Annotated in this window: 23 protein-coding genes and 1 tRNA gene; 15 read left to right on the forward strand and 9 right to left on the reverse strand. The window is 62.0% G+C overall.

The window, feature by feature from the left end:
* Positions 1-27 precede the first annotated feature (27 nt).
* Genes lysX through argF form a run of 3 tightly spaced genes read left to right on the forward strand, consistent with a single transcriptional unit; the run spans position 28 to position 3031 of the window.
* On the forward strand, positions 28-975 hold the full coding sequence (gene lysX, locus HY247_06920) for a lysine biosynthesis protein LysX (protein QQG49585.1): 948 nt from the start codon (positions 28-30) through the stop codon (positions 973-975).
* Complete coding sequence (locus HY247_06925) at positions 972-2078, forward strand: M20/M25/M40 family metallo-hydrolase (protein QQG48469.1); 1107 nt, start codon at positions 972-974, stop codon at positions 2076-2078. Before lysX ends, HY247_06925 begins: the two co-directional genes overlap by 4 nt.
* Positions 2075-3031 carry an ornithine carbamoyltransferase gene (argF, locus tag HY247_06930; GenBank protein ID QQG48470.1) on the forward strand — a complete coding sequence of 319 codons (957 nt, stop codon included), beginning with the start codon at positions 2075-2077 and terminating at the stop codon, positions 3029-3031. Before HY247_06925 ends, argF begins: the two co-directional genes overlap by 4 nt.
* Here the strand turns inward: argF and HY247_06935 are convergent.
* A complete protein-coding gene (locus HY247_06935; GenBank protein QQG48471.1) occupies positions 3021-3845 on the reverse strand; it encodes a D-aminoacyl-tRNA deacylase in 825 nt (274 codons plus the stop codon). The two genes, argF and HY247_06935, sit on opposite strands and share 11 nt — an antisense overlap.
* 95 nt (positions 3846-3940) lie before the next feature.
* Between HY247_06935 and HY247_06940 the strand changes: the two genes are divergently transcribed.
* The 6 genes from HY247_06940 to HY247_06965 all read left to right on the forward strand — a co-directional run bounded on the left by HY247_06940 (position 3941) and on the right by HY247_06965 (position 7007).
* A complete protein-coding gene (locus HY247_06940) occupies positions 3941-4108 on the forward strand; it encodes a protein translocase SEC61 complex subunit gamma (GenBank protein ID QQG48472.1) in 168 nt (55 codons plus the stop codon).
* A gap of 59 nt (positions 4109-4167) precedes the next feature.
* Positions 4168-4647, forward strand: coding sequence for a transcription elongation factor Spt5 (locus HY247_06945; GenBank protein QQG48473.1), 480 nt, complete (start codon positions 4168-4170; stop codon positions 4645-4647).
* A gap of 5 nt (positions 4648-4652) precedes the next feature.
* A complete protein-coding gene (locus HY247_06950) occupies positions 4653-5135 on the forward strand; it encodes a 50S ribosomal protein L11 (protein ID QQG48474.1) in 483 nt (160 codons plus the stop codon).
* 61 nt (positions 5136-5196) lie between these two features.
* On the forward strand, positions 5197-5370 hold the full coding sequence (locus HY247_06955) for a hypothetical protein (protein ID QQG48475.1): 174 nt from the start codon (positions 5197-5199) through the stop codon (positions 5368-5370).
* A gap of 112 nt (positions 5371-5482) precedes the next feature.
* A complete protein-coding gene (locus HY247_06960) occupies positions 5483-6133 on the forward strand; it encodes a 50S ribosomal protein L1 (protein QQG48476.1) in 651 nt (216 codons plus the stop codon).
* A gap of 1 nt (position 6134) precedes the next feature.
* Complete coding sequence (locus tag HY247_06965; GenBank protein ID QQG48477.1) at positions 6135-7007, forward strand: 50S ribosomal protein L10; 873 nt, start codon at positions 6135-6137, stop codon at positions 7005-7007.
* Positions 7008-7092: 85 nt separating this feature from the next.
* Here HY247_06965 and HY247_06970 read toward each other — a convergent pair whose 3' ends face one another.
* The gene (locus HY247_06970) at positions 7093-7395 is read right to left on the reverse strand and encodes a 50S ribosomal protein P1 (GenBank protein QQG48478.1); all 303 of its coding nucleotides are present in this window, start codon (positions 7393-7395) and stop codon (positions 7093-7095) included.
* A gap of 143 nt (positions 7396-7538) precedes the next feature.
* Between HY247_06970 and HY247_06975 the strand changes: the two genes are divergently transcribed.
* Together HY247_06975 and leuS are read left to right on the forward strand one after the other, a co-directional pair.
* On the forward strand, positions 7539-10268 hold the full coding sequence (locus HY247_06975) for an alanine--tRNA ligase (protein ID QQG48479.1): 2730 nt from the start codon (positions 7539-7541) through the stop codon (positions 10266-10268).
* A gap of 4 nt (positions 10269-10272) precedes the next feature.
* Entirely contained in the window at positions 10273-13104 is a 2832-nt protein-coding gene (gene leuS / locus HY247_06980) for a leucine--tRNA ligase (GenBank protein ID QQG48480.1), read from the forward strand.
* A gap of 26 nt (positions 13105-13130) precedes the next feature.
* Here leuS and HY247_06985 read toward each other — a convergent pair whose 3' ends face one another.
* Positions 13131-13289 (reverse strand): hypothetical protein, encoded by a 159-nt coding sequence (locus tag HY247_06985; protein ID QQG48481.1) that lies wholly within the window; start codon positions 13287-13289, stop codon positions 13131-13133.
* Between the two features lie 119 nt (positions 13290-13408).
* Here HY247_06985 and HY247_06990 point away from each other — a divergent pair, with 119 nt between their 5' ends.
* Complete coding sequence (locus HY247_06990) at positions 13409-14305, forward strand: rubrerythrin family protein (protein QQG48482.1); 897 nt, start codon at positions 13409-13411, stop codon at positions 14303-14305.
* Positions 14306-14307: 2 nt separating this feature from the next.
* Here the strand turns inward: HY247_06990 and HY247_06995 are convergent, their stop codons facing one another.
* Positions 14308-14634: a hypothetical protein gene (locus HY247_06995; protein QQG48483.1), complete on the reverse strand. Its 327-nt coding sequence runs from the start codon at positions 14632-14634 to the stop codon at positions 14308-14310.
* Positions 14635-14720: 86 nt separating this feature from the next.
* Here HY247_06995 and HY247_07000 point away from each other — a divergent pair, with 86 nt between their 5' ends.
* Entirely contained in the window at positions 14721-16880 is a 2160-nt protein-coding gene (locus tag HY247_07000) for a YncE family protein (GenBank protein ID QQG48484.1), read from the forward strand.
* A 75-nt stretch (positions 16881-16955) separates the two neighbouring features.
* Complete coding sequence (locus HY247_07005) at positions 16956-17339, forward strand: phosphoheptose isomerase (protein QQG48485.1); 384 nt, start codon at positions 16956-16958, stop codon at positions 17337-17339.
* 4 nt (positions 17340-17343) lie between these two features.
* Here HY247_07005 and HY247_07010 read toward each other — a convergent pair whose 3' ends face one another.
* The 3 genes from HY247_07010 to HY247_07020 all read right to left on the reverse strand — a co-directional run bounded on the left by HY247_07010 (position 17344) and on the right by HY247_07020 (position 19840).
* Positions 17344-19050: a Vps62-related protein gene (locus tag HY247_07010; GenBank protein QQG48486.1), complete on the reverse strand. Its 1707-nt coding sequence runs from the start codon at positions 19048-19050 to the stop codon at positions 17344-17346.
* Positions 19051-19172: 122 nt separating this feature from the next.
* Positions 19173-19628 carry a hypothetical protein gene (locus tag HY247_07015; GenBank protein ID QQG48487.1) on the reverse strand — a complete coding sequence of 152 codons (456 nt, stop codon included), beginning with the start codon at positions 19626-19628 and terminating at the stop codon, positions 19173-19175.
* A 103-nt stretch (positions 19629-19731) separates the two neighbouring features.
* A tRNA-Arg gene (locus HY247_07020) sits at positions 19732-19840 on the reverse strand.
* Between the two features lie 109 nt (positions 19841-19949).
* On the opposite strand from HY247_07020, the gene glmM reads away from it, so the two are divergent.
* Positions 19950-21317: a phosphoglucosamine mutase gene (gene glmM / locus HY247_07025; GenBank protein QQG48488.1), complete on the forward strand. Its 1368-nt coding sequence runs from the start codon at positions 19950-19952 to the stop codon at positions 21315-21317.
* On the opposite strand, the gene thiL is transcribed toward glmM, so the two are convergent.
* Both thiL and HY247_07035 read right to left on the reverse strand, forming a co-directional pair.
* Complete coding sequence (gene thiL, locus HY247_07030; GenBank protein QQG48489.1) at positions 21309-22235, reverse strand: thiamine-phosphate kinase; 927 nt, start codon at positions 22233-22235, stop codon at positions 21309-21311. The genes glmM and thiL overlap by 9 nt on opposite strands.
* A gap of 31 nt (positions 22236-22266) precedes the next feature.
* Complete coding sequence (locus tag HY247_07035; GenBank protein QQG48490.1) at positions 22267-23565, reverse strand: hypothetical protein; 1299 nt, start codon at positions 23563-23565, stop codon at positions 22267-22269.
* Positions 23566-23644: the final 79 nt, after the last annotated feature.

Below are 23644 nucleotides of genomic sequence, written 5' to 3' on the forward strand. Positions count from 1 at the left end.
TCCAAGGGGAGATCGTCTCCTGCAAGGATTGCAGCACGTCGTTCGAGCTGGTCAAGGAACAGTCCGGAGGCCTCTTCTCCCTCCGCACCGCCGAACTGGAGGAAGAAGACTGGGGCGAGTAGTAGGACGCCCTCGTTTTCGCTACTCTACGACACGGTCCGCTGGGAAGAGAAGGCCATAGCCGCCGCTGCTGAAAAGCGCGGCATAGGGGCCAACCTGGTCGACGCCAAGGCGCTCTCAATCGAGCTTGGTTCGAAGGCCGAGGGTCTAGACGAACTGGTGCTCCAGCGCTGCGTCAGCCACTTTCGGGGCCTCCACTCCACGGCCGCCCTGGAGGCCGCCGGGCACAGGGTCGTCAACACCTTCTCGTGCGCCTCAACCTGCGGCAACAAGGTCTTCGTAACTCTCGAGCTGGCGCGGCACGGCATCCCCACGCCCAGGACCAAGCTCGCCCTCTCCGAGGACTCCGCGCTCCAGACCGCCAGCGCCATGGGATACCCAGTCGTCCTCAAGCCCGCAGTGGGAAGCTGGGGGAGGCTCGCCGCCCTCCTCAAGGACCACGACTCGGCACGGGCGGTCATCGAGCACCGCGAAGAGATGTTCCCCCTCTACCAGGTCTACTACCTTCAAGAGCTCGTCAGGCGCCCTCCCCGGGACATCCGCTCTTTCGTGATCGGCGGGAGGACCGTGGCTGCGATCTACAGAATCTCAGACGGGTCAGACTGGCGGACCAACACGGCCCGGGGCGGCAGAGCCGAGGCCTGCCCAGTGGGGAAGGAGTTGGACGAGCTCTCGGTCAAGGCCGCCGAGGCCGTCGGAGGAGAAGTCGTCGGTGTCGACCTGATGGAGACCGACCAGGGCCTGGTGGTACACGAGGTGAACGGGACGACCGAGTTCAAGAACACAGTGCCCGCGACGGGGATCGATGTCCCGGGCCTGATAGTAGAGTACCTGGCCGGGGCCGCGAAGCGTTGACCCTCTCCAAGGCCGCTGCCGTGCGCCTGCTGCTCGACTCCCTCAAGATCTACTCCCCTTCCTCTCAGGAAGCGGAGCTCGGTGTCCTGCTACGCCAACAGATGGAGGACCTAGGATACTCCCGCGTGAGGAACGACACGGCTGGAAACGTCATCGGAGAGATAGGACGAGGAAGGACGAAGGTTCTGCTCTGCGGCCACATGGACACAGTCCCAGGCCCACTTCCCGTGCGTAGGTCGGGCGGATTCATCCGGGGCCGCGGAGCCGCGGACGCAAAGTCTCCGCTGTGCGCGCTCCTCCTCGCAGGGGCGATGAGCGCAGACTCTGGACTGCGAATCACGTTCGCGGGCGCGACCCGCGAGGAGAGCGACAGCCTCGGCGTAGAGACGCTCATGCAGAACGGGGGCAAGTTCGACTACGCGGTCTTCGGGGAGCCCGGGGGTGCTTCGAAGATCACTGTCGGATACAGGGGGAGGGCCGCCCTGAGCCTTACGGTCAGGACGGGCGGGGGCCACGCGGGGGCTCCGTGGGCCCATCCCAGCGCCTTTGGCGAGTTCACCTCAATCCTCGGGGAGCTCAAGGAGTACGAAGCGAAGAAAGCTGTCCCGAACGACCACTTCCGCTCGCTCTCCATCACACCAACCCTGGTCTCCGCAGGCAGGTCGCACAACGTGCTCCCCGACTCTTGCGAGGCGACCTTGGACATGAGGGTCCCGCCCACCATGAGGGCCTCTGAGGCAGTCCGCGACGTCAGGGCCATCGTAGAGAGACATCGAGAGGGTTCGACGCAGAGCCTGACCGCCGGAGAGGTCACCGAGCCGTACGAGGCTGGGGCCAGCTCAACGATCGTCAGATCCTTCCAGAGGGCGATAATCTCGACCCTCAAGGCGAAGCCGACACTTGTCCGCAAGACCGGGACCGGCGACATGAACACCTTCGCCCCGCGCTCGGGCGCCGAGTGCCTCACATACGGTCCGGGGGAGTCCAAGACCAGCCACACGGACGCCGAGGCTGTCGAGGTGCGTGACTACCTTAACAGCATAGAAGTGCTGGCGGAGGCGTTCAACCAGTTGGGGAGCCTCGGTTCGAGGGGGCCACGATGAAGGGTAAGGACTTCCTGACCCTCGCCGAACTGACGCCCACCGACCTCAATTCCATGCTCGAGCTCTCGTCGACCCTCAAGCGGGGGCGCCTGCGCCGGCTCGGGTCGTCTGCCCTCGCAGGGAAGAGCGTCGCCCTCGTCTTCGAGAAACCGAGCACCCGGACAAGGGTGAGCTTCCAAGTGGCCTGCTCTGAATTGGGAGCCCATCCCATGGCCCTCACCTCCTCGGAGCTCCAGCTCGGGCGGGGCGAGACGGTCGAGGACACGGCCAGCGTCCTCTCCCGGTACGTGCACTGCATCATGGCCAGAGTAAACGAGCACAGGCAGCTCGTCCGCCTTGCTCGCGCCGCGTCTGTTCCAGTGATCAACGGGTTGAGCGACATTCACCACCCGGTCCAGGTCCTTGCCGACCTCCTGACCCTCAAGGAGCACAAGGGGAGGCTCAAGGGCCTCAAGGTCGCCTGGGTCGGCGACGGGGACAACGTCTGCAACTCCTGGGCGATCGGGGCTGTCCTAAGTGGAATCAGGTTCGTGGCGGCGACCCCGCCCGGCTACGCACCTTCGTCCGATGCAGTCGCCATGGCTTCCAAGATCTCCTCCTCGACCGGCGGAGAAGTCGAAGTGGTCCGCGACCCCCGGGATGCGGTCGAGGGGGCCGACTGCGTGATGACAGACACCTTCGTCTCCATGGGACTCGAGGGAGAGTCAAGAAAGCGAAAGGAGGCCTTCCTCCCGAAGTTCCAGGTGACCGAGGCTCTGATGCGAAGAGCCAAGCCGGACGCCGTCTTCCAGCACTGCCTCCCTGCCCACAGGGGCGAGGAGGTCACGGCCGGGGTCATCGACGGGCCCCAGTCGGTGGTCTTCGACGAGGCGGAGAACCGCCTCCACACTACCAAGGCCTTGTTGTGTACGCTTCTTCTTGGGAAGAAGGAGCTTTCGGCGCTCAGACCCTGACCGTCTCGAGCCCAAAGGTCGAGGCGAGGCCCACAATCTTCTCCTTGTGAGTCCCCAGCCCCTTCCAATCGAGGACCGCGTACCGGACGGGGCCGCTCGTCCTCTGAACCATCCTCCCCATCATCTCCTCGTCGATGAGCCCTAGGGAGTGCTTTGGAGCTATGAACGAAAACGCCATCTCCTCTTCAATCGTCATCTTCGTGAACTTCTCCGGATAGTGAGTCCCCCCGAAGCCCAGCGCGATCTTGCTCCAGATCGTCTTCTCTGTTAGGCTCTCTACAAGGGCTTCCCCCACTACCGCCGCCGCCTTCGTGTCGCCCCAGTACTTCTCCGACGACCCGAGCTCGACGAACAGGACGGGCTTCTGCAGCGAGGTCGGCCCGTGGTGGGTCGCCTCCATCGTCAACTCGTACTCCGCTACCTTGGGCTTCCTCTTCGCAAGGGCCACCAGGTAGTTCTTGAGGAGGGACGGGTCAGACCTTCCCAGCTCGCGGTCCGTCCCGCCGAACTTGGCCTCCCCGTAGTTGCCAACCGAGTGCGCGGTAAGCGACGCGATGCCGGACTCGGCGCTGTGCCTTGAGAGGAAGATGTAAGCCTGGGGGTTGAAGAAGTTGTCCAGCTCAGGGGGGTTGACTATTATCCCGTCGAAGAAGGCAAGCAACAGGGACTCCCTCATGTAGACATCCTTACCGAACAGGTTGACCCCGGTCGACTCGAACCCCTGACCTTCTATCAGGGCCTCGCCGAGGGTCCTCGAAGCCAGGTCGGTCGCGGAGGCCACGATTACTGTGGCCGGCTCTCCCTGGGGCATCATAGGACCCGGCCCGACCCCGGAGTGATATTAACGATGAAACGCCTCACGACGCTTTAAGGCATATAAACGGCAGCGGAAACTCGAGAATTCCAAAGATGGGCGTCAGGGAGTTTCTCAGGTCGGCGGCTGCGATCTTCAGGCTCGCTCACAAGAGCGACAAGGACGAGTTCATGCTCTACCTCAAGCTGGTCGGATTGGGAGTGGCGGTCGTGGGCGCCATCGGCTTCCTCATCAAACTCATCGGAAGCATCTTCTTCGGTTGAGAAATCCGCCTTAAGGTTATAAGAACGCCAGAAACCGGCCTGCTTCCGACGTGTCTGCTTTGAGCGAACAAGAGACGAAAGGCTCGATATTCCCGGTCAAGACCACCGGAGGTCAGGAAAGGACGGTGGCCACCTTCGTTGCCAACAGGGCCATCCAGAAGAAGAAGCCGATCTTCTCGGTGCTCGCCCTCGACACCTGGAAGGGCTACGTGCTCTTCGAGGCCCCCAACTCCCAGGTCGTAGACGAAAGCATCCAGGGCTTCAAGCACGTCAGGAGCAAGATCCCCGGAATGATGCAGTACCAGGACATCGAGAAGTTCCTCGTAACAAAGTCCATGGTCGCAGAGCTCAACGAGGGCGACACCGTCGAGATCGTAGCCGGCCCCTTCAAGACAATGAGGGCCAAGATCTCGCGCGTCGAAAAGGAGAAGCAGGAGATCACGGTCGTGCTTATCGACACAGCCTTCGCGATGCCGATTACGATCGACGCCACGTACGTCAAGATCGTAGAGCGGGCCAAGCCCGAGCAGCCGAAGTGAGATAGATGGGAGAGAAGAAGATAATCAACGTCCTCGTGACCGGAGGCGAAGCGAACGCAGGCCCGCCTCTGGGCCCCGCCTTGGGACCGTTGGGAGTCAACGTCCTTGGCATTGTCAACGAGATCAACAAGCAGACTGGAGACTTCAAGGGAATGCGCGTCCCGGTCAAGGTCGAGGTTGACCAGGAGACGAAGGGGTTCACGGTCAGCGTGGGCACTCCGACAACGTCGGCCCTCATCGCCAAGGAGTCGGGGGCACCGAAGGGGTCGGGCAAGCCCAACACCGACTTCGTTGGTGACCTGACGATCGACAAGGTGGTCAGCATCGCCAAGAACAAGATGGCCGGATCCTACGCGTACACCATCCGGTCAGCGGCCAAGGAGGTAGTGGGGAGCTGCGTGAGCATGGGGGTCAAGGTCGAGGGCAAGGACGCCAGGGAGTTCATGGCCGAGATTGACGCCGGCAAGTGGGACTCCAAGCTTCAGTAGTCTCTCGGCCCGACGGCCGTCGATGGAACGCATAAGTGCCCTGAGCTTGCACTGAATTCCTATGATGATGGAGAACCTGACGAACCCACACGTCCACCCCGGAATCCACTTGGTGCCTGGTCCCACCTACGATTCAGGCTGGCCCACCCTGATAATGATAATAGCCATCGTAACAATCGCATTTCTTGGGGTCATGGGTCTGAACGCTTTCCTCGAAAGTAGAAGGTCGAAGTAATCGGCCGCCAGCAGGGTACCTTGAAACTGCCCTGACCGAACAGAAACACTCATCGTGACACAACGCTTTTATTCGCTTCACCGAGGCTCAGGTAGGAATTCGTGAGTAGCGCTTGCTATCGAACCAACAGCTCGCAGAACTTGTCAAGAAGGGAAAGGACCAGGGCACAGAGCGCAAGTTCACCCAGTCCGTAGAAGTAATCTTCACACTCAAAGACCTCGACCCGAAGAAGACCGACCTCAACGTAAACGAGATCGTCTACCTCCCTCACCCCACCAAGAAGCAGGCCAAGATCTGCTTCATCGGCTCAGGGGACCTCGCGGTCAGGGCCCGCAACGCGAAGGCAGACCTCGTCATCGACCCGTCCCAGCTTGAGAACTACGGAGGCACTAAACGCGACTCTAAGAAGCTCGCGCGGGCATACGACTTCTTCCTTGCCGACACGGCCCTCATGCCGAGAATCGGAAAGATCCTGGGCCAGGCGCTCGGCCCCAAGGGGAAGATCCCTTCCCCGGTCCCGCCCAACGCTTCAGTCGAGGGAATGATCACAAGGATGAGGACCGCGGTCCGGGTCAGGAGCAGGGGCTCCCTCGGCGTCATGGCAAAGGCCGGGGACAGCACCCTCACCGAGCCGCAGCTCGCGGAGAACATCCTCGCCGTGGTCACGGCCGTCACCAAGAAGCTCCCCAACGGCGACCGAAACATCAAGACGATCATGGTCAAGACCAGCATGGGCAAGCCGGCCAAACAGGCGGTAGACTAGGATGAGCGAAACAGTCCAGGTCCACAAGCCGAACCCCAAGAAGGTCGAGACGATCGAGCGCGTCTCAGGCTTGGCGCAGAAGTACCCCGTCGTCGCGATTACCAACCTCACGAAGGTCAGGGCCACGCAGCTCATGGCGGTCCGCAAGGCGCTCCGGGGCCACGCCGAAGTCTTCGTGGTCAAGAACCAGCTCGCCATCCTCGGCCTCCAGAAGGCAGGGATCAAGAACGCGGACCAGCTCCTCTCACACCTCACCGGCCAGAACGCTCTGATCTTCTCTACCTACGACCCGTTCAAGCTCTTCCTCACCCTCGACAAGAACAAGGTCTTCCTGCCCGCCCGCGCAGGGGACGCCGCCCCGGAGGACATCATCGTCCCGGCCGGGAACACCAGCCTGCCCGCAGGTCCGGTCCTCAGCGAATTCAGGGAAGCTGGAATCCAGACCAAGATCGAAGGAGGCAGCATATGGGTCAACAAGGACTCCGTGGCCGCGAAGAAAGGCGCGATGATCACGCCCAAGCTCGCCAGCCTCTTCTCCAAGCTCAACATCAAGCCGATCCGGGCGGGCCTCACCATCGCGCTCGCCTACGAGAGCGGCCTGATCTACGCTGGAGAGCTGGTCGCCATCGACCTTGAGAAGTACAGACAGAGTCTCCTCGACGCCTACTCGTCCTCGAGGGGCCTAGCGATCGTAATCGGATACGTCACCAAGGAGACAGCTCCCGACATCCTGGCGCGAGCCTACAGGGAGGCGATGGCCCTCGCGGTCGAGGCGGGCTTCCTGACGAAGGAGACGGCGCCGATGATAATCGGCAAGGCCGAGGCAGAAGCAGCGGCCCTCGAGGCAAAGGCCAGAGAGAAGGGTTTCGCCTAAGCCGCGAAGACACACAGCTCAGAAAGCGAAGAGCCGTGCAGCAAACAATCTAGGTTTGAGCGATTCTTGCCGGCCTTAGCCTGGACTAGCCGAAGAGCGAAGCGAGCCCCTGGAGGGCTTCCTCTTCCTTCTTCTCGTCTTCCTTCGGCTTCTCCTCGGCCTTCGCCGCAGGCGCGCCAGCCGCGGCGGGAGCCGCAGGCGCCGCAGCCATCGCGGCCGCGTTCTTGAGCGCCTCGTCGATGTTGACCTCGCTGAGAGCCGAAGCTAGGGCCTTGATCTTGACCTCGTCCGGGGCTTGCCCCGTGGCCTTGACCACGCTCGTGAGATTCTCTTCATTGACGGGCTTGCCCATCTTGTGGAGGAGCAGTGCCGCGTAGATGTATTCCATCTTCGAGTCTGGACAGGCGCTCTCAGTTCCGTATATAAGAATTAAAGCGGTCTGGGCAGGATTAGACCCGGGCTGCGGGCCGGCGCTCCCAAGCTTATCTAGTGTATGACCCTGAGACCCTCCAACTCAGTGCATCCCTCCGCTTGAATGAAAAGAAGGAAGCCCTAAAGTCGAAGTTCTCCTCAGACTACAAACGCTACTACCTCGTCGACCTGTTCAAGCGCGAGGGCTTCGTCAGGAAAAAGTGCCAGAACTGCGGCCGCTTCTTCTGGACCCTCGTCCAGGACCGGCGACTCTGCGACGAGCCTCCCTGCTCCCCCTACTCCTTCATCGGGAACCCGATCACGAAGAAGAAGCTCGGGAGGACCGAGCTCTGGCGGACTGCCGCCCGCTACTTCAAGGAGAACGGGCACCACATCGTCAACAGGTACCCGGTCGTCAGCCGGTGGCGCCCAGACCTCTACTTCACGGTCGCATCGATCATCGACTTCCAGAGGATCGAGGCCGGCAAGGTAATCTTCCAGCTCCCTGTCAATCCTCTCCTCGTCCCCCAGGTCTGCCTGAGGTTCAACGACATCCCGAGCGTGGGCGTAAGCGGCAAGCACGGCACCTCCTTCGTCATGATGGGGCAGACAGCCCTCGACAACAAGGAGGGCTACTGGAAGGACAGGTGCATCGACCTCGACTTCGAGCTTCTCACCAAGCGCCTTGGAGTCAGCCCCGAGGAGCTTACATTCAACGAGGAGGTCTGGGTCGGGTACGGTGCCTTCGGCTACTCCCTCGAGTACTTCGCGCGGGGCGCCGAGCTGGGCAACGCGGTCTTCACGGCCTTCGAGGGCGAGCCCAGTCACTACTCAGAAATGAAGGAGCGCGTCGTCGACATGGGGGCCGGCCTCGACCGGTGGGTCTGGGCCTCGCAGGGCGCCCCCAACATCTACGAGGCGAACTACGGGTCTCTCATCCAGAAGATGAAGGACCTCTGCAAGGTCGAAGTGGACCGCAGGCTCTTCATGAAGTACTCCAAGCTCGCCGGGACGATGAACGTGGACGAGTTCGGCCCACTAGGAGAACAGCGCCGCCTGATCGCCAAGAAGCTCGAAGTCGACTCGAAGCGCCTCGAGGAGAGCCTGGCCCCGGTCGAGGCAATCTACTCCATCGCAGACCACGCCCAGACCCTCCTCTTCGGGATCGCAGACGGCATGCTCCCGAGCAACTCCGGCGGGGGCTACAACCTCAGGATACTCTACAGGCGGGCCTCGAACTTCATCAACCACTTCAGGTTCCCCCTCACGCTCTCCGAGGTCGTCAACTGGCAGATTGAGGAGCTCAAGGCCATGTACCCGGAGCTGGCTGAACACAGGGACGACGTGGCCCAGGTCCTGAAGGTCGAGGAAGGCCGTCACGCGTCGACCACAGAGCGCGTCTCGAAGATAGTCTCCTCCGTCAGCGGTGCCGGAGGCCCGGTCTCCACCGAGCAGCTCATCAAGCTCTACGACTCCGACGGCGTCACCCCCGAGCAGCTGATGGACGCCGGCGCCAAGGTGGAGATGCCGGAGGACTTCTACGAAAAAGTCCAGGCCAGGCACGTCACCCGCAAGGTCGACGAGCCCAAGGCCCAGCTCGACGTCGGCTCACTGCCAGCAACGAAGCTCCTCTACTACGGCGAGAAGGACGACTTCGAGTTCAGCGCCAAAGTCCTCAAGGTCCTCCCCCGCGGCAGGGTCGTCCTCGACCGGACCTTCTTCTACCCGCGGGGAGGCGGCCAAGAGCCCGACCGGGGGACCATCGGGACCGCGAAGGTCGTCGACGTGGAGAAGTACGGAGAGGTCGTGATCCACTCCCTAGGGGGCCCCGCCCCCAAGGCGGGCGCGAAGGTCACCTGCAAGGTGGAGGTGAGGAGGAGGACGCGGATCACCCAGATCCACACAGCCACCCACATCCTCAACGGCTCATCGAGGCAGGTCTTGGGGCCCTGGGTCTGGCAGCACTCTGCCTTCAAGGAGGAGGACTACGGGCGCCTCGACATCACCCACTTCTCCCACCTGACCCCCAAGGAGGTCCAGGCGATCGAGGACCTCGCCAACGAGGTCGTCCGCAAGAACCTGACGATCAAGAACACGTTCATGCCCAGGCAGGTAGCTGAACAGAAGTACGGCTTCAGGCTCTACCAGGGGGGAGTCGTCCCGGGCAAGAGCATCAGGGTCGTAGACATCGGGGGCTGGGACATCGAGGCATGCGGCGGCACGCACACCAGGACCACGGGCGCGGTCGGGTTCATCAAGGTCACCAAGGTCGAGCGGATCCAGGACGGGGTCGAGCGTCTCGAGTTCGTAGCCGGCGAGGCGGCCATCGAGTACATGCATCGGCTCGACGTCGAGATGGACGAGCTTTCTGACATCCTCGGGACGCAGAGGGTCAACCTCCCCAAGGTCGCCCGCACCGTCCTGCAGGACCTCGACCAGGCCCGGGCCCGCGAGAAGGCCCTGGGGGAGGCTGTCGTCGACCTCTCGTCCTCCGAGGTCTCCCGCTCGGCCAAACCGATCCGCTCGGCAAAGCTTTACGTCGCGGTCCGCCCACCCATGGGCGAGGACCAGATTATTGCTCAGGGCCAGAAGAGCGTCGAAGCCGAACCGTCTCTGATCTACGTCAGCATCTTCCCCTCTGGCAACTCGGGCCGCGTAGTCTGCTTCGTAGGAGCCGCAGCCAGGCAGGCCGGATACTCTGCAGGGGACGTGATCAAGAAGCTCGCTTCGTCCTTGGGCGGGTCGGGCGGAGGCTCGCCATCCTTCGCGCAGGGCGGAGGGCCGAAGTCAGACAAGATTGAGGAGGCTGCGCGCCTCGCCGAGACGATCTTCCAGGCACAAACGAGCTGAGCCGATGGCGAACAAAGAAAAGTACTGGCTCAAGGTCTGGGCCGACCGCCGCGCCTTCGAGCCGGACCCGCTCCCCGGCAAGAAGAAGATGTTCGTCACTGTCCCATACCCCTACATGAATGCCCCCGTCCACATCGGGACGGCCTTCACCTCTGCCCGGGCCGAATTCTACGCCCGCTTCCGGCGCCTACAAGGGTACAACGTCCTCTTCCCCTGGGCCTGGCACTGGACGGGCAAGACCATAGTGGGAATGAGCTACCGGCTCAAGCAGGGCGACGAAGCGGTCCGCCGCGCCTTCGTCGAGATCGACGGCGTCCCCCCGAGCGAAGTGGAGAAGTTCGTCGACCCCGAGTACCTCGCCTCCTACTACACCAAGGTCAGCCGTCAGGTGATGAAGGACACCGGCTTCTCGATAGACTGGCGCCGCGAGTTCAGGACCGTCGACCCCACCTACCGGAGGTTCGTGGAATGGCAGTACCTGAGGCTCCGCGAGCTCGGATACGTCGTCCAGGGCACGCATCCGGTCGTCTGGTGCCCCTTCGACAAGAGCCCGACCGGGGACCACGACCGCATGGAAGGGGAGGGCGTCTCTCCCGAGGAGTTCAGCCTAATCAAGTTCCACCTCGGCGAGTTCGCCTTCGTGGCTGCCACCGTCCGCCCCGAGACTATCTACGGCGCGACCAACCTCTGGGTCAACCCCGACGCCGAGTACAGCGAGGCGCGCGTGGACGGCGAGCTCTGGATAGTCTCCTCCTCCGCCCTCTCGAGGCTCTCCGAGCAGAAGCACGACGTCACGCCCGTCCGCTCCTTCAGAGGCCAGGACTTGGTCGGGAGATACGCGATGGCCCCCCTGACCGGCAAGTCGCTACCGATACTCCCGGGGAAGTTCGTCGACGAGACCGTGGCCACAGGCGTAGTGTACAGCGTCCCGGCGCACGCCCCGTTCGACTACATGGCCCTCCAAGACATCAAGCAGGGTCGCGTCCCTGTCGGCAGGCAGGTCAAGGAAGTCGCCGACAAGATGGAGCCCCTCTCCATAATCAACGTCCAGGGTTACTCCCGCTTCCCTGCAGAGGACGCAGTCAAGAAGTCGGGAGCCGCGGACTCGACTGACCCGCGACTTGAGGCTGCGACCGAGGAGGTCTACGGGGCCGAGTTCCACAGGGGAGTCATGGCCCAGTCCTCGGGCCCTCTGGCGGGCTTGGCTGTGGCCGAAGCGAAGGCAAAGGCAGTCGAGCTGATCACCAAGACAGGACGTTTGGGCAAGATGCTCGAGCTCCCCCAGAGGGTCGTCTGCCGCTGCGGGAACCGGTGCTTCGTCAAGATCCTCGAGAATCAGTGGTTCCTGAACTACTCCAACCCCGAATGGAAGGCGAAGGCCAGGCTGGCCGTCGAGAAGGCATCGGTCTTCCCCGAGGAGGCCAGGCAGTGGTTCTACTCCACGATCGACTGGCTTGACGACAGGCCCTGCGCCCGCCGCTCTGGCATGGGGACCAAGCTGCCCTGGGACAAGGAGTGGATAGTGGACACTCTGGGAGATTCGACAATTTACATGGCGTACTACACGCTCAGCAAGTTCGTCAACCAAGAGAAGCTCGCCCCCGAGCAGATGACCCCCGAAGTCTTGGACTACGTCTTCTTCGGCAAGGGCAACCCGGCCAACCTGGCAAAGGGCGTCAAGACGACCGAGAAGCGCCTGCGCGACCTCCGCGCCGAGTTCACCTACTGGTACCCGGTCGACCTGCGGAACTCTGCCAAGGAGCTGATTCCCAACCACCTCACATTCTACGCCTTCCACCACGCGGCCCTCTTCCCGGAGAAGCAGTGGCCCAAGGGCTTCGGAATCAACGGCATGATCCAGATCGAGGGGAAGAAGATGAGCAAGACCAAGGGCAACTTCGTGACCTGGAAGGGTGCCCTTGAGAAGTACGGAGCGGACGGCCTGAGGCTCGCCCTCGCCCTCATAGCAGACGGGATGGACGACGCTGACTGGAGGGACAGGGCGGCGGAGGACGCGAAATTCAAGGTCGAGTCCGTCATCCCATTCGTGAAGAAGTCGCTCAAGGCCTCCTCCCGACGGGAGAAGAACTCGATCGACGCCTGGCTCGTCTCGACCGTACACCGGCGGATCGTTGCGGTCACCGAAGCCATGGAAGTGATGAAAATCAGGCGCGCCTCCGCGGCCACCTTCCAGGAGATGTGGAACGACATCAGGTACTACCTCCATCGTTCGGGCGACCCGAGGCGCCAGACGCTCGAGGCGGTCTTCGTGGCCTGGCTGAGGATGATGTCTCCCTTCACACCATTCATGGCTGAGGACCTCAACCACGAGCTGGGCGGCAAGGGCCTCGCGAGCCAGGCCGACTGGCCCTCGACCAAGGACTTCCCGCTCGACGAAGAGGCCGAGCTTGCGGAGGCCCTCCTGCAGAAGGTCATGGAGGACGCGAGGAACGTGATGAAGCTCATCAAAGGACCGCGCAAGGTACTGAACGTGTACGTCGCGTCAGACGAGGCCCGTCGCTACTTCGCCGAGCTCGCGGGCGCCAAGGCCAGAAAGGAGAACGTCGGGTCCGTCGTCAAGAAGTACGCTTCCCTCAAGATCTCCCCAGACCGGGTCTTCAAGCTCTCCTTCGAGCTGGGCGAAGACCTCGTGGGCAAGCTCCTGGGCATGAAGGACTTCGACGAGTTCGCCGCCCTCTCCGAAGCTCAGGAGTTCATGGGCCGCGAATTGGGAATCAAGGTCAATGTGCAGAAGGCCGGCTCCAAGGGCCTGAGCGACCCCGCCAACAAGGCAAAGGGCGCGCTGCCCATCAAGCCTGCGCTGCTGCTCGAGTAATCAAGAGGAGGGGCCGGGCCGGTGGCCTAGCCGCCGATCCGGAAGAGCCTGGTCCCGCAGACCCCGCATCTGCCGGTCGTTGCCTTCCGGCCGTTCTTCATGGTGATGGGCTGGGGCTCCACGATTTCGCGCGTCGTGCGGCACTTTACGCAGTACGCGCTCTTCACCTGAGTCTGGTACGACATAACCCTTCAATACCCGATTCGCTCTTTAAACCACCACTTTCGAACGCGCAAAAAGTGACCCGCTCTCAAGTCGCTCCCTCAGGGTTCAAATAAGCCCCGAGAGCCGCAAAATCCAGACGATGCCCGCAGAAGTCTCCTCCCTCCCTTCCGTCGCCAAGAAGCGCATGTCGGACGAATACACTGACTCCATCCTCTACGAGAGGCTCTCTCGCACCGTCTCCAAGGAGAGCCCCTTCTCCGAGGCTCTGAGACAGCTCTCCGCGACCGAGCACAGGCATTACGAGTTCTGGAAGAGATACGCCCCCGGAGAGGAGCCCACAGTCGCGCGTGCGAAGCTGTACTGGGTCCTCTTCCTCAGGAGGCTCTTCGGCCTCACCTTCGCCTCCAGGTATCTCGACCGGCACGAATCGAACGTGATCAACGATTACAAGGGGATGAGCCAGATGATACCCCCCGAAGACCGGGCCTCCTTCGAGGAAATGGTCGCCGACGAGCAAGACCACGAGAAGGCCTTCGAGCTCAAGATCGAGAGCTCCGCGATCCAGTACATTTCCTTCGTGGTCCTCGGCCTCGCGGACGCCCTGGTGGAGATAACCGGGATCCACGCCGGGTCTCTCGGGATCTACAACAGGACAGAGTACGCAGGGCTCGCCGGGGTCGTAGCCGGGGCGGCGGCCTCGCTCGCGATGGCCTCAGCCGCCTTCGCGCAGGCGAAGCAGGGCTTCAAAGGGTCGGCCAGGCTCAGCGCCATATACACCGGGGTCTCCTACTTCATCACCGCGATCATCCTCGCCACCCCGTACTTCCTGACCCCGAGCATGATCTACGCCCTGTCGTCGTCGATGGTGTTGGCCGTAATCATCGTCACACTGATCACGTACTACAGCACTGTCATATCCGGGAAGCCATTTCTCAGGGACTTCCTGGAGATCGTCGTGATAATGCTCGCCGTCACCGTCGTCCTCTACTTCTTCGGCTCTTTCATCGGGGTCAGCACCGGCATCAGGATAAGCTGACTCTAGACCTGGAAGAGGGTCTGGCCAAGGAAGACCAGAGGCTCGGCGACCTGCATCTCCTGTGCCTTGGGGAGGAACCTTGTGAAGTCAGGGTTGGTGTCGAATGCCTCGTGCTCGGACATACTCGGGACCTCCACGTGGAGTATGTAGTCTCGGACCCCCCGCTTCCCCTGGTTCCCGTCCTGGACAGGGGTCAAAGATGCCGACACGAACTTCCCTTCGGCCTTGAACCTCCGCCAAAGGGGCAGGACTTCCTTCTCAAAGAGACGTTCAAATTCTTCCGCCTTGTCCGCGTCGAAACTCAGGATTATCGCGTTTGTCTGGGTCATCGGCATCTCAGTATCCCTGCGGGCTAATCAGGCTTCTCCGCCCCGTCAAGCGATAAATAACTCGCGCCTGCTATTCTAAGACCTTCATGAAGGGGTTGAGAGAGCGGGGAGGGCAATCCTACCTTGTTGTGGCTGTCATGGTAATTCTCTTGCTTCCCTCCGTGTTCTCCCTCGCAACTATGGCCAAGTCGTGGGCCCCGAGGGTCGTGGCAACGGTCGACCTCGGAGGCAGGGCCATGTCGGTTGCCGTCGATTCCAGGGCGGGGCTCGTGTTCGCGACCAGTGCGCCGAACTCCATCGGCCCCGGCAACTCCTCAACCAAGCCACTCCTGGTGGAGGTGAACGCTTCGACGGGTGAGGTCCTGCGAACGCTCACAGTGGGCAACGGCAGCGGGCCCTTGGCTGTCGACCCCTTGGCAGGGAGGGTCTACGAGGTCAACCGAGGCCAGGGCTCGGTGTCCGTGATCGACGAGAGCACTTGGACGGTTGTCTCCACCATCAGCGTCGGGAACGACCCCGATGGGATAGCCGTCAATCCCGACCTCGGCATGGTCTACGTCTCGAACGGCGGGACCAACACTCTCTCGGTCATCAACGCCACGAAGGGCCGCGAGACAGCGCAGGTCGTAGTCGGGAACAACCCGTCCGGGATAGCGGTCGACCAGGTCAGCGGGACGGTCTACGTAGCAGGGTCACCAGACCTAATCGCAGTGATCAACGGCACTTCGAACGTCCTGATTCGAACCATCACCCTCAACGACATGCCGTTCGCCTTGGGAGTGGACTCGAGCACGGGGACTATCTACGCCTCGCTGTACTTCTCCCGGTCGCTTCTCGTGGTCAATGGCTCGACCGACATCCCTCTGACCGAAGTCCAGGTCAACAGCTCGACCGACTTCTCCGGTGGAATCGCGGTAAACCCTGACACACATGATGTGTATCTCACCAATAGGGACTCTGACTCCGTCTCGATAATAGACGGGACGACCTTCACACTCAAGGGGACCGCCAGGGTCGGGCACTACCCACAAGGGGTCGCCGTCGACCCTGCGACCGGGTTCGCTTACGTGGCCAACCTCTACTCCAACTCCCTTTCGATCGTCTCCAGCGGTCCTGGGCCGACGGACACGTATGTCTCCTGCTCTCCTTCGCTCATCCGCCTCGGAGCCTCCTCCTCCTGCACGGTCGCTCTGTACGGCTCTTCGCCCACAGGGAATGTGTCATGGACGGCTTCCGGAGAAGGAGGAGTCTCCTTCCCTTCAGGCACCTGCGCGCTCTCATTTTCGACCTGCACAGTGAGTCTCAATGGAACCAGAGCAGGCGAGGTCTTAGTTCGGGCCGAGTACGATGGAGACGGCTCCAACCCGGCCAGCTCAGGAAGCACCTCGATCACAGTCTCTGACCCGAGCAGGGTCTCCTCAGACCTCGTCCAGCACGAATTCGTCATCCCCGCATCTCCCTCGAACCGCGTCGACCTGGTCCCCGACCACCCGATACAGCAAGGAGACCTCCTTGTGGTCGGCGCCGTCTTCGGCACGAACAACTCCGGGAGCATCAAAGACTCTTCCTCCAACAACTGGTCAGGCGAGACAAACCCGAATCCATACTCCTATCCAAACGACCCAACCCTGGGAACAGGAATCTGGTCAGCGAAAGCGGCCCTCGGGACCAACGATACGATCACCATCACCAGCGGCGGCTCGGTCGCGCTGGTCGAGTTCTTCGAACTTCGCGGAGCAAACTTCTCGAGCATAGGCCGATACGGCGGCGGGGGCACAGGCGGGCTCGTGGGACTTGGGTCGGTCAACTGTTCCAACGGCTGCCCCCAGCTACCCGGCGCGTTCATCTTTGTGATTGGAGGCTCCATCTCTGGGCCTGGGGCCTCGTGCTATCCCTTCGAAGGGATTCCTGGGGAGGGCTACCCGCCCCAAGGGCCGGGCTTCACGATTGAACCTTTCTGCGGCTCTCAGAGCCCCTCCACCGGCAACCGACTGTGGGTTGAGTACGGGCTAACCGACTATCCCGGCTTCTCTGTCGGGCTGGGGTTGACTCCCGCAGTCGAACAGTACAGCCTGGACCAGGTCCTCGTCGTCGGGATTTCTACTCCTTCAGTTTCAGCCCTCTCGGAGTCCGGGATCTCAGGTTCCCAGTCGATGGCCCAATCGTACGCTCTCCTAGCCGTGATCGCCTCGGTCGTCGCTGTCTTCCTCTTCACATCCACTAGGAAATCTCCGCCTCGGCCCTGAAGAGTCGAGCCGCCTCTAGGTCCCTGCCCACTGGATCTTCCAAACACTTTTGAAACTCTCAGCGGCCCGCCCCATATGGACCGAGGCGGCAAGAGGATCTTCATCATAGACATCGACGGGACCGTCTGCACCCACGTCGGGAACGAGGAAGGCCCAGAGAAGATGCTCTCAGCAACGCCCTTCCCCGACTCCATTGCCGAGATCAACAAGCTCTACGACCAGGGCCACTTCATCTGTTTCTTCACCGCGAGGCTCGAAGAGCACCGGGCGCCCACTGAGAAGTGGCTCAGGCGCCACGGCCTGAGGTACCACCAGGTCATCTTCAACAAGCCGAGGAAGCTCCCCCCGTTCACCGAGTACCACTTCATCGACGACGCCCACGTACGGGCGACGACCTACAAGGGAAAGTTCACCCGACTGGTGAAGAAGAAGGTCGAGATCGAAGCCTTCGAGGAGTAGCCCTTCAGGGGGTCGGGGGTGTCGAGGCGGGGGACTGCGTTCCCTCCAGGTCGGGAGCTGACCACATCACCAGGGCCCCTATGATCCTGAGGACCCCAGCCACGAGGAACAGGTACGCCCCTATCCCGAAGCCCCAGGTGACGGTCGTGAAGCCGACTACCGGAAAATTCTGGCCGGCAGACCCGCCCACCGGGTTGGCCGCAATCATCCCGACGAGCTGGGACGCCTGAGCGGGAACCGCTTGTCCCCCCAACAGTGAAGCAGCCAGGGGTACCAGACTTGGCAGGTAGCCCACGAACTCATAGATGAAGACCAGCGGCAGCAGTGACAAGACCGCGCTAATGATGAACTTCCTTCCGAGCCGCTTGCCGCTCTTGACCCCGACGACATCTAGCAGAAGGAGGCCTATCCCCACTGCGAAGAACACAGCGAACGGGAACTGCGCCGAGGCAAAGCTCGTGAGCCCTGACGATGAGTCCGCAGTGGGCCCGGTGAACAGGTTGACGCTCAAGCCTTTGATTCCGTCGATGGACATCAGCTGGACCGGCGCCGAACCCGCAAGAGGCCCGCTCTGCGAGCTCGCGCTCATCGAATACCACGGCAAGAAGAGGGCTGCAGCTGTGGCTGCCATCCCGATGAGCCCGATCGCAAGACCTGCGCCTCCACGTCCTTTCAGGAACCTCTTGACCCTGAGCCCTCCCTTCCTCGAGAGCCTCACGATTCCGAAGACCTTCCAGAGGCCCCTGACGCCCGCATAGGCCAGCCAGATCAAGACGAAGTTGGCTACGAACCAGGCAAGATAGAAGTAGGTAGAACCTACAGAGAACGTCCTCCCGAGGTAGCTGTAGGGGGTCCCCCACCTGTCCCCGTTGTCGTTGAAGACCGGGCCTAGAGGGCCTGCCATGCCCGTCGCGATCTCTGTGTCAGTCCCGGTGTATCCCCACCTCCCCGGGAACGTGAGCCAGCTCTGGTCCAAGGGGGCCCCGACGCCCTCCTGAAGCATCACGAGGTGGAGGTCGGCAGGGCCTATCGTCCTGCCACCCGCGTTTACGACGTCGTTCTCGACTCCGATCTTGCCCTGGTACGACCTGAAGTAGTTGGCGTGCGAACCGAGGGCCACGTACACCACAGGATGCCCGTCCTGGGTCTCCACGTCGCCCCACGCCGCATTCTCTCCCGCGAGGTGTTGCGAGTAAAGCGCTTGAGTCGGACTCCCGCTCGCATCTAGGAAGACCTCCACGACCTCAATGTCTGCCTGGTGGTCGTTGAGCTGCCCGTTGTTGTAAGAATAGAAGAGCCAGTACTGTATCACTGTCCCGGAGCCGTCGCTCGCCACGTGCACGTAGGAATAGTAACCTATCCCGCCCTCCTTGGAAGCGTAGTCGTCCGCGATCGCCTGCTGCGTCCCGAACTTGTTGCTCAGGAAGTAGTCGGGCGAATTGTAGGCCCCGAGCGTCGAAGCCGTCGGCGAAGGATTGATGACGATTGCTCCTCCTCCCGAGACCCTCTGCATCAGTTCGGAGCTTGAGATGACGTAGTCGACAGTGGTCGGGAAGAACTCCTCTCCAGAGGCGAAGTGAAGGACGGGGGCGTACTGAGCGACCAGCGTATCAGTGGTCGCCGCCCTGGAAGATTGCGCGTAGAACTGGAGACAGAGCAAAGCAAGGGAGATTGCGGCCATGGAGACGAGCCTGCTCCGAGCCCTGTGCAACTGGTCCCGATTCCGCGGGCTTCGTTATTTAAGCCCACTCGGCTTTAGCCCCTCTACACTCATCCTTCGAATAGTCTGGGTCAGCGTCAGGCCTGGGCGTCTCTTCTTGGGAACTCAGGGCCCTACGAGGTCACCCAGAACCCGCTCCCGCTATGACTGCAGTCAATCATGGAGGGTGCACGCGGAATACTCTCGATCGGCCCTGCTTGATTGCACGCAAGCGGGTCGTACTCGTTCAGCAGCGTCTCGTGGAGGGTCATGTTGCCCGCTGCCGTGAATCCTTGGGCGGGAAGCGGGTCGCTGAATATCAATGCGTAGGGGCCTACCTGCCCTGCAGTGAATGAAAACGAACCACCGCTGGTGTTCAGATTCTGAATCAAATACGATCCGTCTGGAGACTGAATCGAAAAGAGTACGCCGTTCGCATTGGCTGAGTAGGCACGAAAGACGATTGAGAAGTCAGTTCCTGAACGCAAGTCAAGGACCTGGACGTCGGCTTCCCCTCCGCTCGCGCTAAATCCTATGTTGTTCCCATAGTAGACTGTATGGAGCTTCGCTACCGCGAGCAAGGTCGCCATGCCCGTACCTACCAAAACAATGAGAAGAACCACGGCTGGCCTATTGTTCACCTGAGCAAGTTCCTCTCCGAGAATAAAAAGTGTGCGAGCGGTCTTGCTATACCGGGCCCGGTGGGATTTGAACCCACGACCTCTGCGAGCCTCAAGCTCTCTGCAGCTTAGAAGGTTCGGCTAGATGTTCTGCCGCGCTATCCATACTGTGCTACGGGCCCAGTAGGCGTCGCCCGCAGTTTCAAGATAAGCTTTCGCGGTCGAGCGCCTCTCTCATGAGAGAGGCCGACTTTCGGAAGGTTTTACCAAGCCTGAGCGGAGGCGGGGCCCTTGGCCGCGGCCCACCAGCGGCTCTTCGGGACCAACGGAGTTAGGTTCGTCCCGGGAGTCAGCCATGACCTCGACTTTGTGATCAACCTCTGCGAGGCCATAGGCACTTACTTCGGCGAGGGCGAAGTCCTCCTCGGAAGAGACGGGCGACTCTCGAGCCCCGCCCTCGTGGAGGCCGCTGCCTCTGGCCTCATGAGCTCCGGTCGCGACATAGGCGAGGCAGGCCTGGTGCCGACGCCGGCCCTGCAGTATTCGGTCAAGGCGATGGGATACCGAGGAGGGGTCATGGTCACGGCTTCGCACAACCCCGCCCAGTACAACGGCGTGAAGGTCGCGGGCTCTGACGGGGTGGAGGTGCCCCGCCTCGACGAGCAGCGGATCGAGAAGATCTTCCATGACCGGTCCCAGACCAAGGCTGACTGGAGGACGATCGGGACCGCAAGGAGCGAGCCCTCGGTAGTCAGGACCTATCTCAAAGGGATCACGTCCAAGGTAGACGTCAAGAAGATCGCGGAGCGAAAGTTCACAGTAGTGATGGACGCAGGCAACGGCGCACAATCTTCCGCGGCCCCCCAACTGCTTGAGTCGCTGGGCTGCAAGCTGATCACGCTCAATTCCATAGTTGACGGGGCCTTCCCCGGGAGAGGTCCCGAGCCCACCCCGGACTCGTTGAGGGACCTCTCCTACGCCGTGAAGTCCGCCGGAGCGGACCTTGGCGTCGCCTATGACGGCGATGGAGACCGGTCCATCTTCTGCGACGAGGGCGGAAGGGTCCTCTGGGGGGACCAGACGGGCTGCCTCCTCTCCGACCACATCATGGAGAGGCACCCAGGCGCGACCGTCGTCACCTCGGTGGGCTCGACCCAAGGAATAGACATCGTCGCGAAGAAGCACAAAGCGAAGGTGATCAGGACCCGCGTAGGCGCGGTGGACGTTGCAAGGACGATGCTCGAGAGAGGGGCCATCTTCGGGTTCGAGGAAAACGGAGGCTGCATCTACCTCCCCCACATCGCAGTCAGGGACGGAGGCATGGCCACGGCCCTGATGCTCGAGTGTCTCGCATCACGCGGCCTCGCCTTCTCAAGGGCCGTCTCCTACTCGGTCCCCAAGTTCCACCAGGCCAAGACCAAGGTCGAGGTGGACCGAAGCAACGTCGACAAGGTCATGAAGGCCGTAGAGCGGAACGCAAAGGGCGAGGTCGACAGGACGGACGGCATCAAGCTCTGGCTCGACGATCGCTCATGGGTCCTGGTGAGGCCGAGCGGGACCGAGCCCATAGTCAGGGTCTTTGCGGAGGCCGAGACCCAGGAGCGCGCTGACCTCCTTCTGAAGCGATACGTCAAGGTAGTCAAGGCTTCCTCAGCCTAAGTGAGTCCAGCCGACGTCGGGGATCCGCCGCGGCCCTGCCCCGGACTTCAGGAAGACCCCTCTTGAACGCGTAACCTTCCCGATGACCACTAACTTCCCTCCGGCCCTACCTACCGACCTGACCGCTGCCCGGAGATGGCTCTGCGGGACGGTTCCCACCACGCAATACTCCTCTCCGCCCGCCAGGACCAAGTCCCTCCAATCCAGCCCGTTCTCCGACGCGAAGCCCTTGACGCCCGGCCCCACGGGGAGCGTTATGATCTCCAGACCCACACGGCTCGCCTTTGCCAGCTCGTGCAGGCTCCTTGCGAGGCCGTCGCTGGAGTCAATCCCTGAAGAGAGGCTCCTTGCCAGCGCTACCCCCACAGCTAGGCCTGGTGTGGGCCTAAGCACAGAGGAGACGGCCCTCTCACGAAGTCTTCCTTTCGATTTGGCCCCGGCCGTCAGTATCTTCAGACCGGCCGGCGGGTATCCAAAGAACCCCGACACCACCACCGCATCTCCGGGCTTGGCCCCAGACCTCCCGACTATCTTTCGCGCGAAACCGAACATGGCACAATCGATCACCAGTTCCTTGGCTTCGTTCGTGTCCCCGCCTACCATCCTTGCCCCCCACTCGCGCTCTGCGTCCCTGAACCCGGATGCCACCTCCCTGACCTTTGCCATGGAGGTCCCCCTCCTGACCCCTATCGAGCACATGAACGAGGAGGGCCTCACACCCTTCGCCGCAAAGTCGCTGATGCACGCGGCCACCGCCTTCCGGGCCGCCTGTCTGTAGGTCATCCCTTTCGGGACGTCGGTCCCCTCCACGAGCATGTCTACCTTCACCACCAGCTTCCCCTTCCCTGCGGGCTCCCAAGCGACGTCGTCCCCGACTTCGGAGAACCCGCGAGGCCTCTTCCCTCCGCCACCGAGCATCGCGTCGATGATCTCCTTCTCGTCGGGCGTGCTACCTGCTCAGCTCCCTCAGCTTGGAGGCAAAGGACTTTGCAATCTTTGCAGCCCCTTCTGCGGTCTCTGCCTCGGCCGAGACCCTAACCCTGTCCTCTGTTCCCGAACGGCGGACGAGGACCCAGGACCTCTTGGAGACAAAAACCTTCACACCGTCAGTCAGGTCATGTTCTCCGCTCTGATTGGCGAGCTTCGCTATCGCCTTCTGAGCCCTAGCCTTCGGAATCTCCAGCGCGATCCTCTCCTGATGGTACTCGGGGACCGAAGAGTAGGCCTTCGTCCCCTTTCCGCGTATGACCCTCATGATCACGAGGGCTGCGAGGAGCGAGTCCCTGCAATAGTTGAAGCCCCCATCTATCAGGCCCCCACTGCTTCCCTCGCCCCCGAACCTCGAGCCCGTGCGCGCCATCAATCCGACTACGTTCGCCTCCCCCACCTTCGACCTGAAGACCTCCCCGCCAGCCCTCACGACCACGTCGTCAACAGCCTGTGTAGTGTCTACAGAGACCGCCACCTTCCTCTCCTTGCTTTCGCCGACCAGCGCCGAGAGCGCGAGGGTGAGCATGAAGTCCCCCGTCCTCTTCCGCCCCGTATTGTCCACTACCGCGAGCCTGTCCCCGTCGCAGTCGAAGCCCAAGCCGATGTCGCACCCTCTCTCCTTGACGAGCCTGCACAGCAGCGAAAGGTCGTCGGCCATAGGGTCTACCCTGCGGTTGAAGACTCCGGGCGAGTCGTTGATCGATAAGACACGACACCCAAGCCTCCTGAAGAGCTCGACAGCATGGGCGACTGCCGCGCCTCCTCCGAGGTCCAAGGCCACGGTTGCGCCCTCGAGGCTCCCTGTCCCGAACCTGTCCACAAGGTCCCCGACATATGAAGACCGCGGCAACGACCTGACCGAGCCAGGGGCCCTGCCCCAGGGGGCGCCGGCCTGACCGATTACCGACTCGAACTTCTCCTGCCCGATCCCCGATCCTCCCACTATGAACTTCAGCCCGTTGAACTGCGGCTCGTTGTGCGAGGCGCTTACCATCACGGCCGGAAGCCTCCTTTTCCTGCTCTCCCTGAAGAGCGCCGGAGTGGAAACGACCCCCAGGTCAAGGACCCTGCATCCGCGTGCCGCCAGCGCGCCGGCGACCGCCTTTCGGATGGCGGGCCCCGTGCTCCTCGTGTCCCTGGCAAGGAGCACTTCGCTGTCCCCGTACCCTCCCCCGAAGTTTCCCGCGTACCGGGCAAAGTCTGCGAGGGTCAGGTCCTCGTTGAGTGTCCCCCGGATTCCGCTCAAAGACGCGATCAAGGTCCCAATTCTCTATTGTGAGGCAAAGGGCAACATAGAGTTAAGAATTATTGAGCTTCGGTCTTTTGACAACCGAGAG

It is taken from the genome of archaeon, assembly GCA_016432545.1.
Lineage (GTDB): Archaea > Thermoproteota > Nitrososphaeria > Nitrososphaerales > Gagatemarchaeaceae > UBA183.

What these genes read in the sequence shown, in the direction of transcription:
- argF (QQG48470.1), top strand. Translation starts at nt 2,075, where the DNA reads ATGAAGGGTAAGGACTTCCTGACCCTCGCCGAACTGACGCCCACCGAC.
- HY247_06935 (QQG48471.1), bottom strand. Translation starts at nt 3,845, where the DNA reads ATGATGCCCCAGGGAGAGCCGGCCACAGTAATCGTGGCCTCCGCGACC.
- HY247_06940 (QQG48472.1), top strand. Translation starts at nt 3,941, where the DNA reads ATGGGCGTCAGGGAGTTTCTCAGGTCGGCGGCTGCGATCTTCAGGCTC.
- HY247_06950 (QQG48474.1), top strand. Translation starts at nt 4,653, where the DNA reads ATGGGAGAGAAGAAGATAATCAACGTCCTCGTGACCGGAGGCGAAGCG.
- HY247_06955 (QQG48475.1), top strand. Translation starts at nt 5,197, where the DNA reads ATGATGATGGAGAACCTGACGAACCCACACGTCCACCCCGGAATCCAC.
- HY247_06965 (QQG48477.1), top strand. Translation starts at nt 6,135, where the DNA reads ATGAGCGAAACAGTCCAGGTCCACAAGCCGAACCCCAAGAAGGTCGAG.
- HY247_06970 (QQG48478.1), bottom strand. Translation starts at nt 7,395, where the DNA reads ATGGAATACATCTACGCGGCACTGCTCCTCCACAAGATGGGCAAGCCC.
- leuS (QQG48480.1), top strand. Translation starts at nt 10,273, where the DNA reads ATGGCGAACAAAGAAAAGTACTGGCTCAAGGTCTGGGCCGACCGCCGC.
- HY247_06985 (QQG48481.1), bottom strand. Translation starts at nt 13,289, where the DNA reads ATGTCGTACCAGACTCAGGTGAAGAGCGCGTACTGCGTAAAGTGCCGC.
- HY247_06990 (QQG48482.1), top strand. Translation starts at nt 13,409, where the DNA reads ATGCCCGCAGAAGTCTCCTCCCTCCCTTCCGTCGCCAAGAAGCGCATG.
- HY247_06995 (QQG48483.1), bottom strand. Translation starts at nt 14,634, where the DNA reads ATGACCCAGACAAACGCGATAATCCTGAGTTTCGACGCGGACAAGGCG.
- HY247_07000 (QQG48484.1), top strand. Translation starts at nt 14,721, where the DNA reads ATGAAGGGGTTGAGAGAGCGGGGAGGGCAATCCTACCTTGTTGTGGCT.
- HY247_07005 (QQG48485.1), top strand. Translation starts at nt 16,956, where the DNA reads ATGGACCGAGGCGGCAAGAGGATCTTCATCATAGACATCGACGGGACC.
- HY247_07015 (QQG48487.1), bottom strand. Translation starts at nt 19,628, where the DNA reads ATGGCGACCTTGCTCGCGGTAGCGAAGCTCCATACAGTCTACTATGGG.
- thiL (QQG48489.1), bottom strand. Translation starts at nt 22,235, where the DNA reads ATGCTCGGTGGCGGAGGGAAGAGGCCTCGCGGGTTCTCCGAAGTCGGG.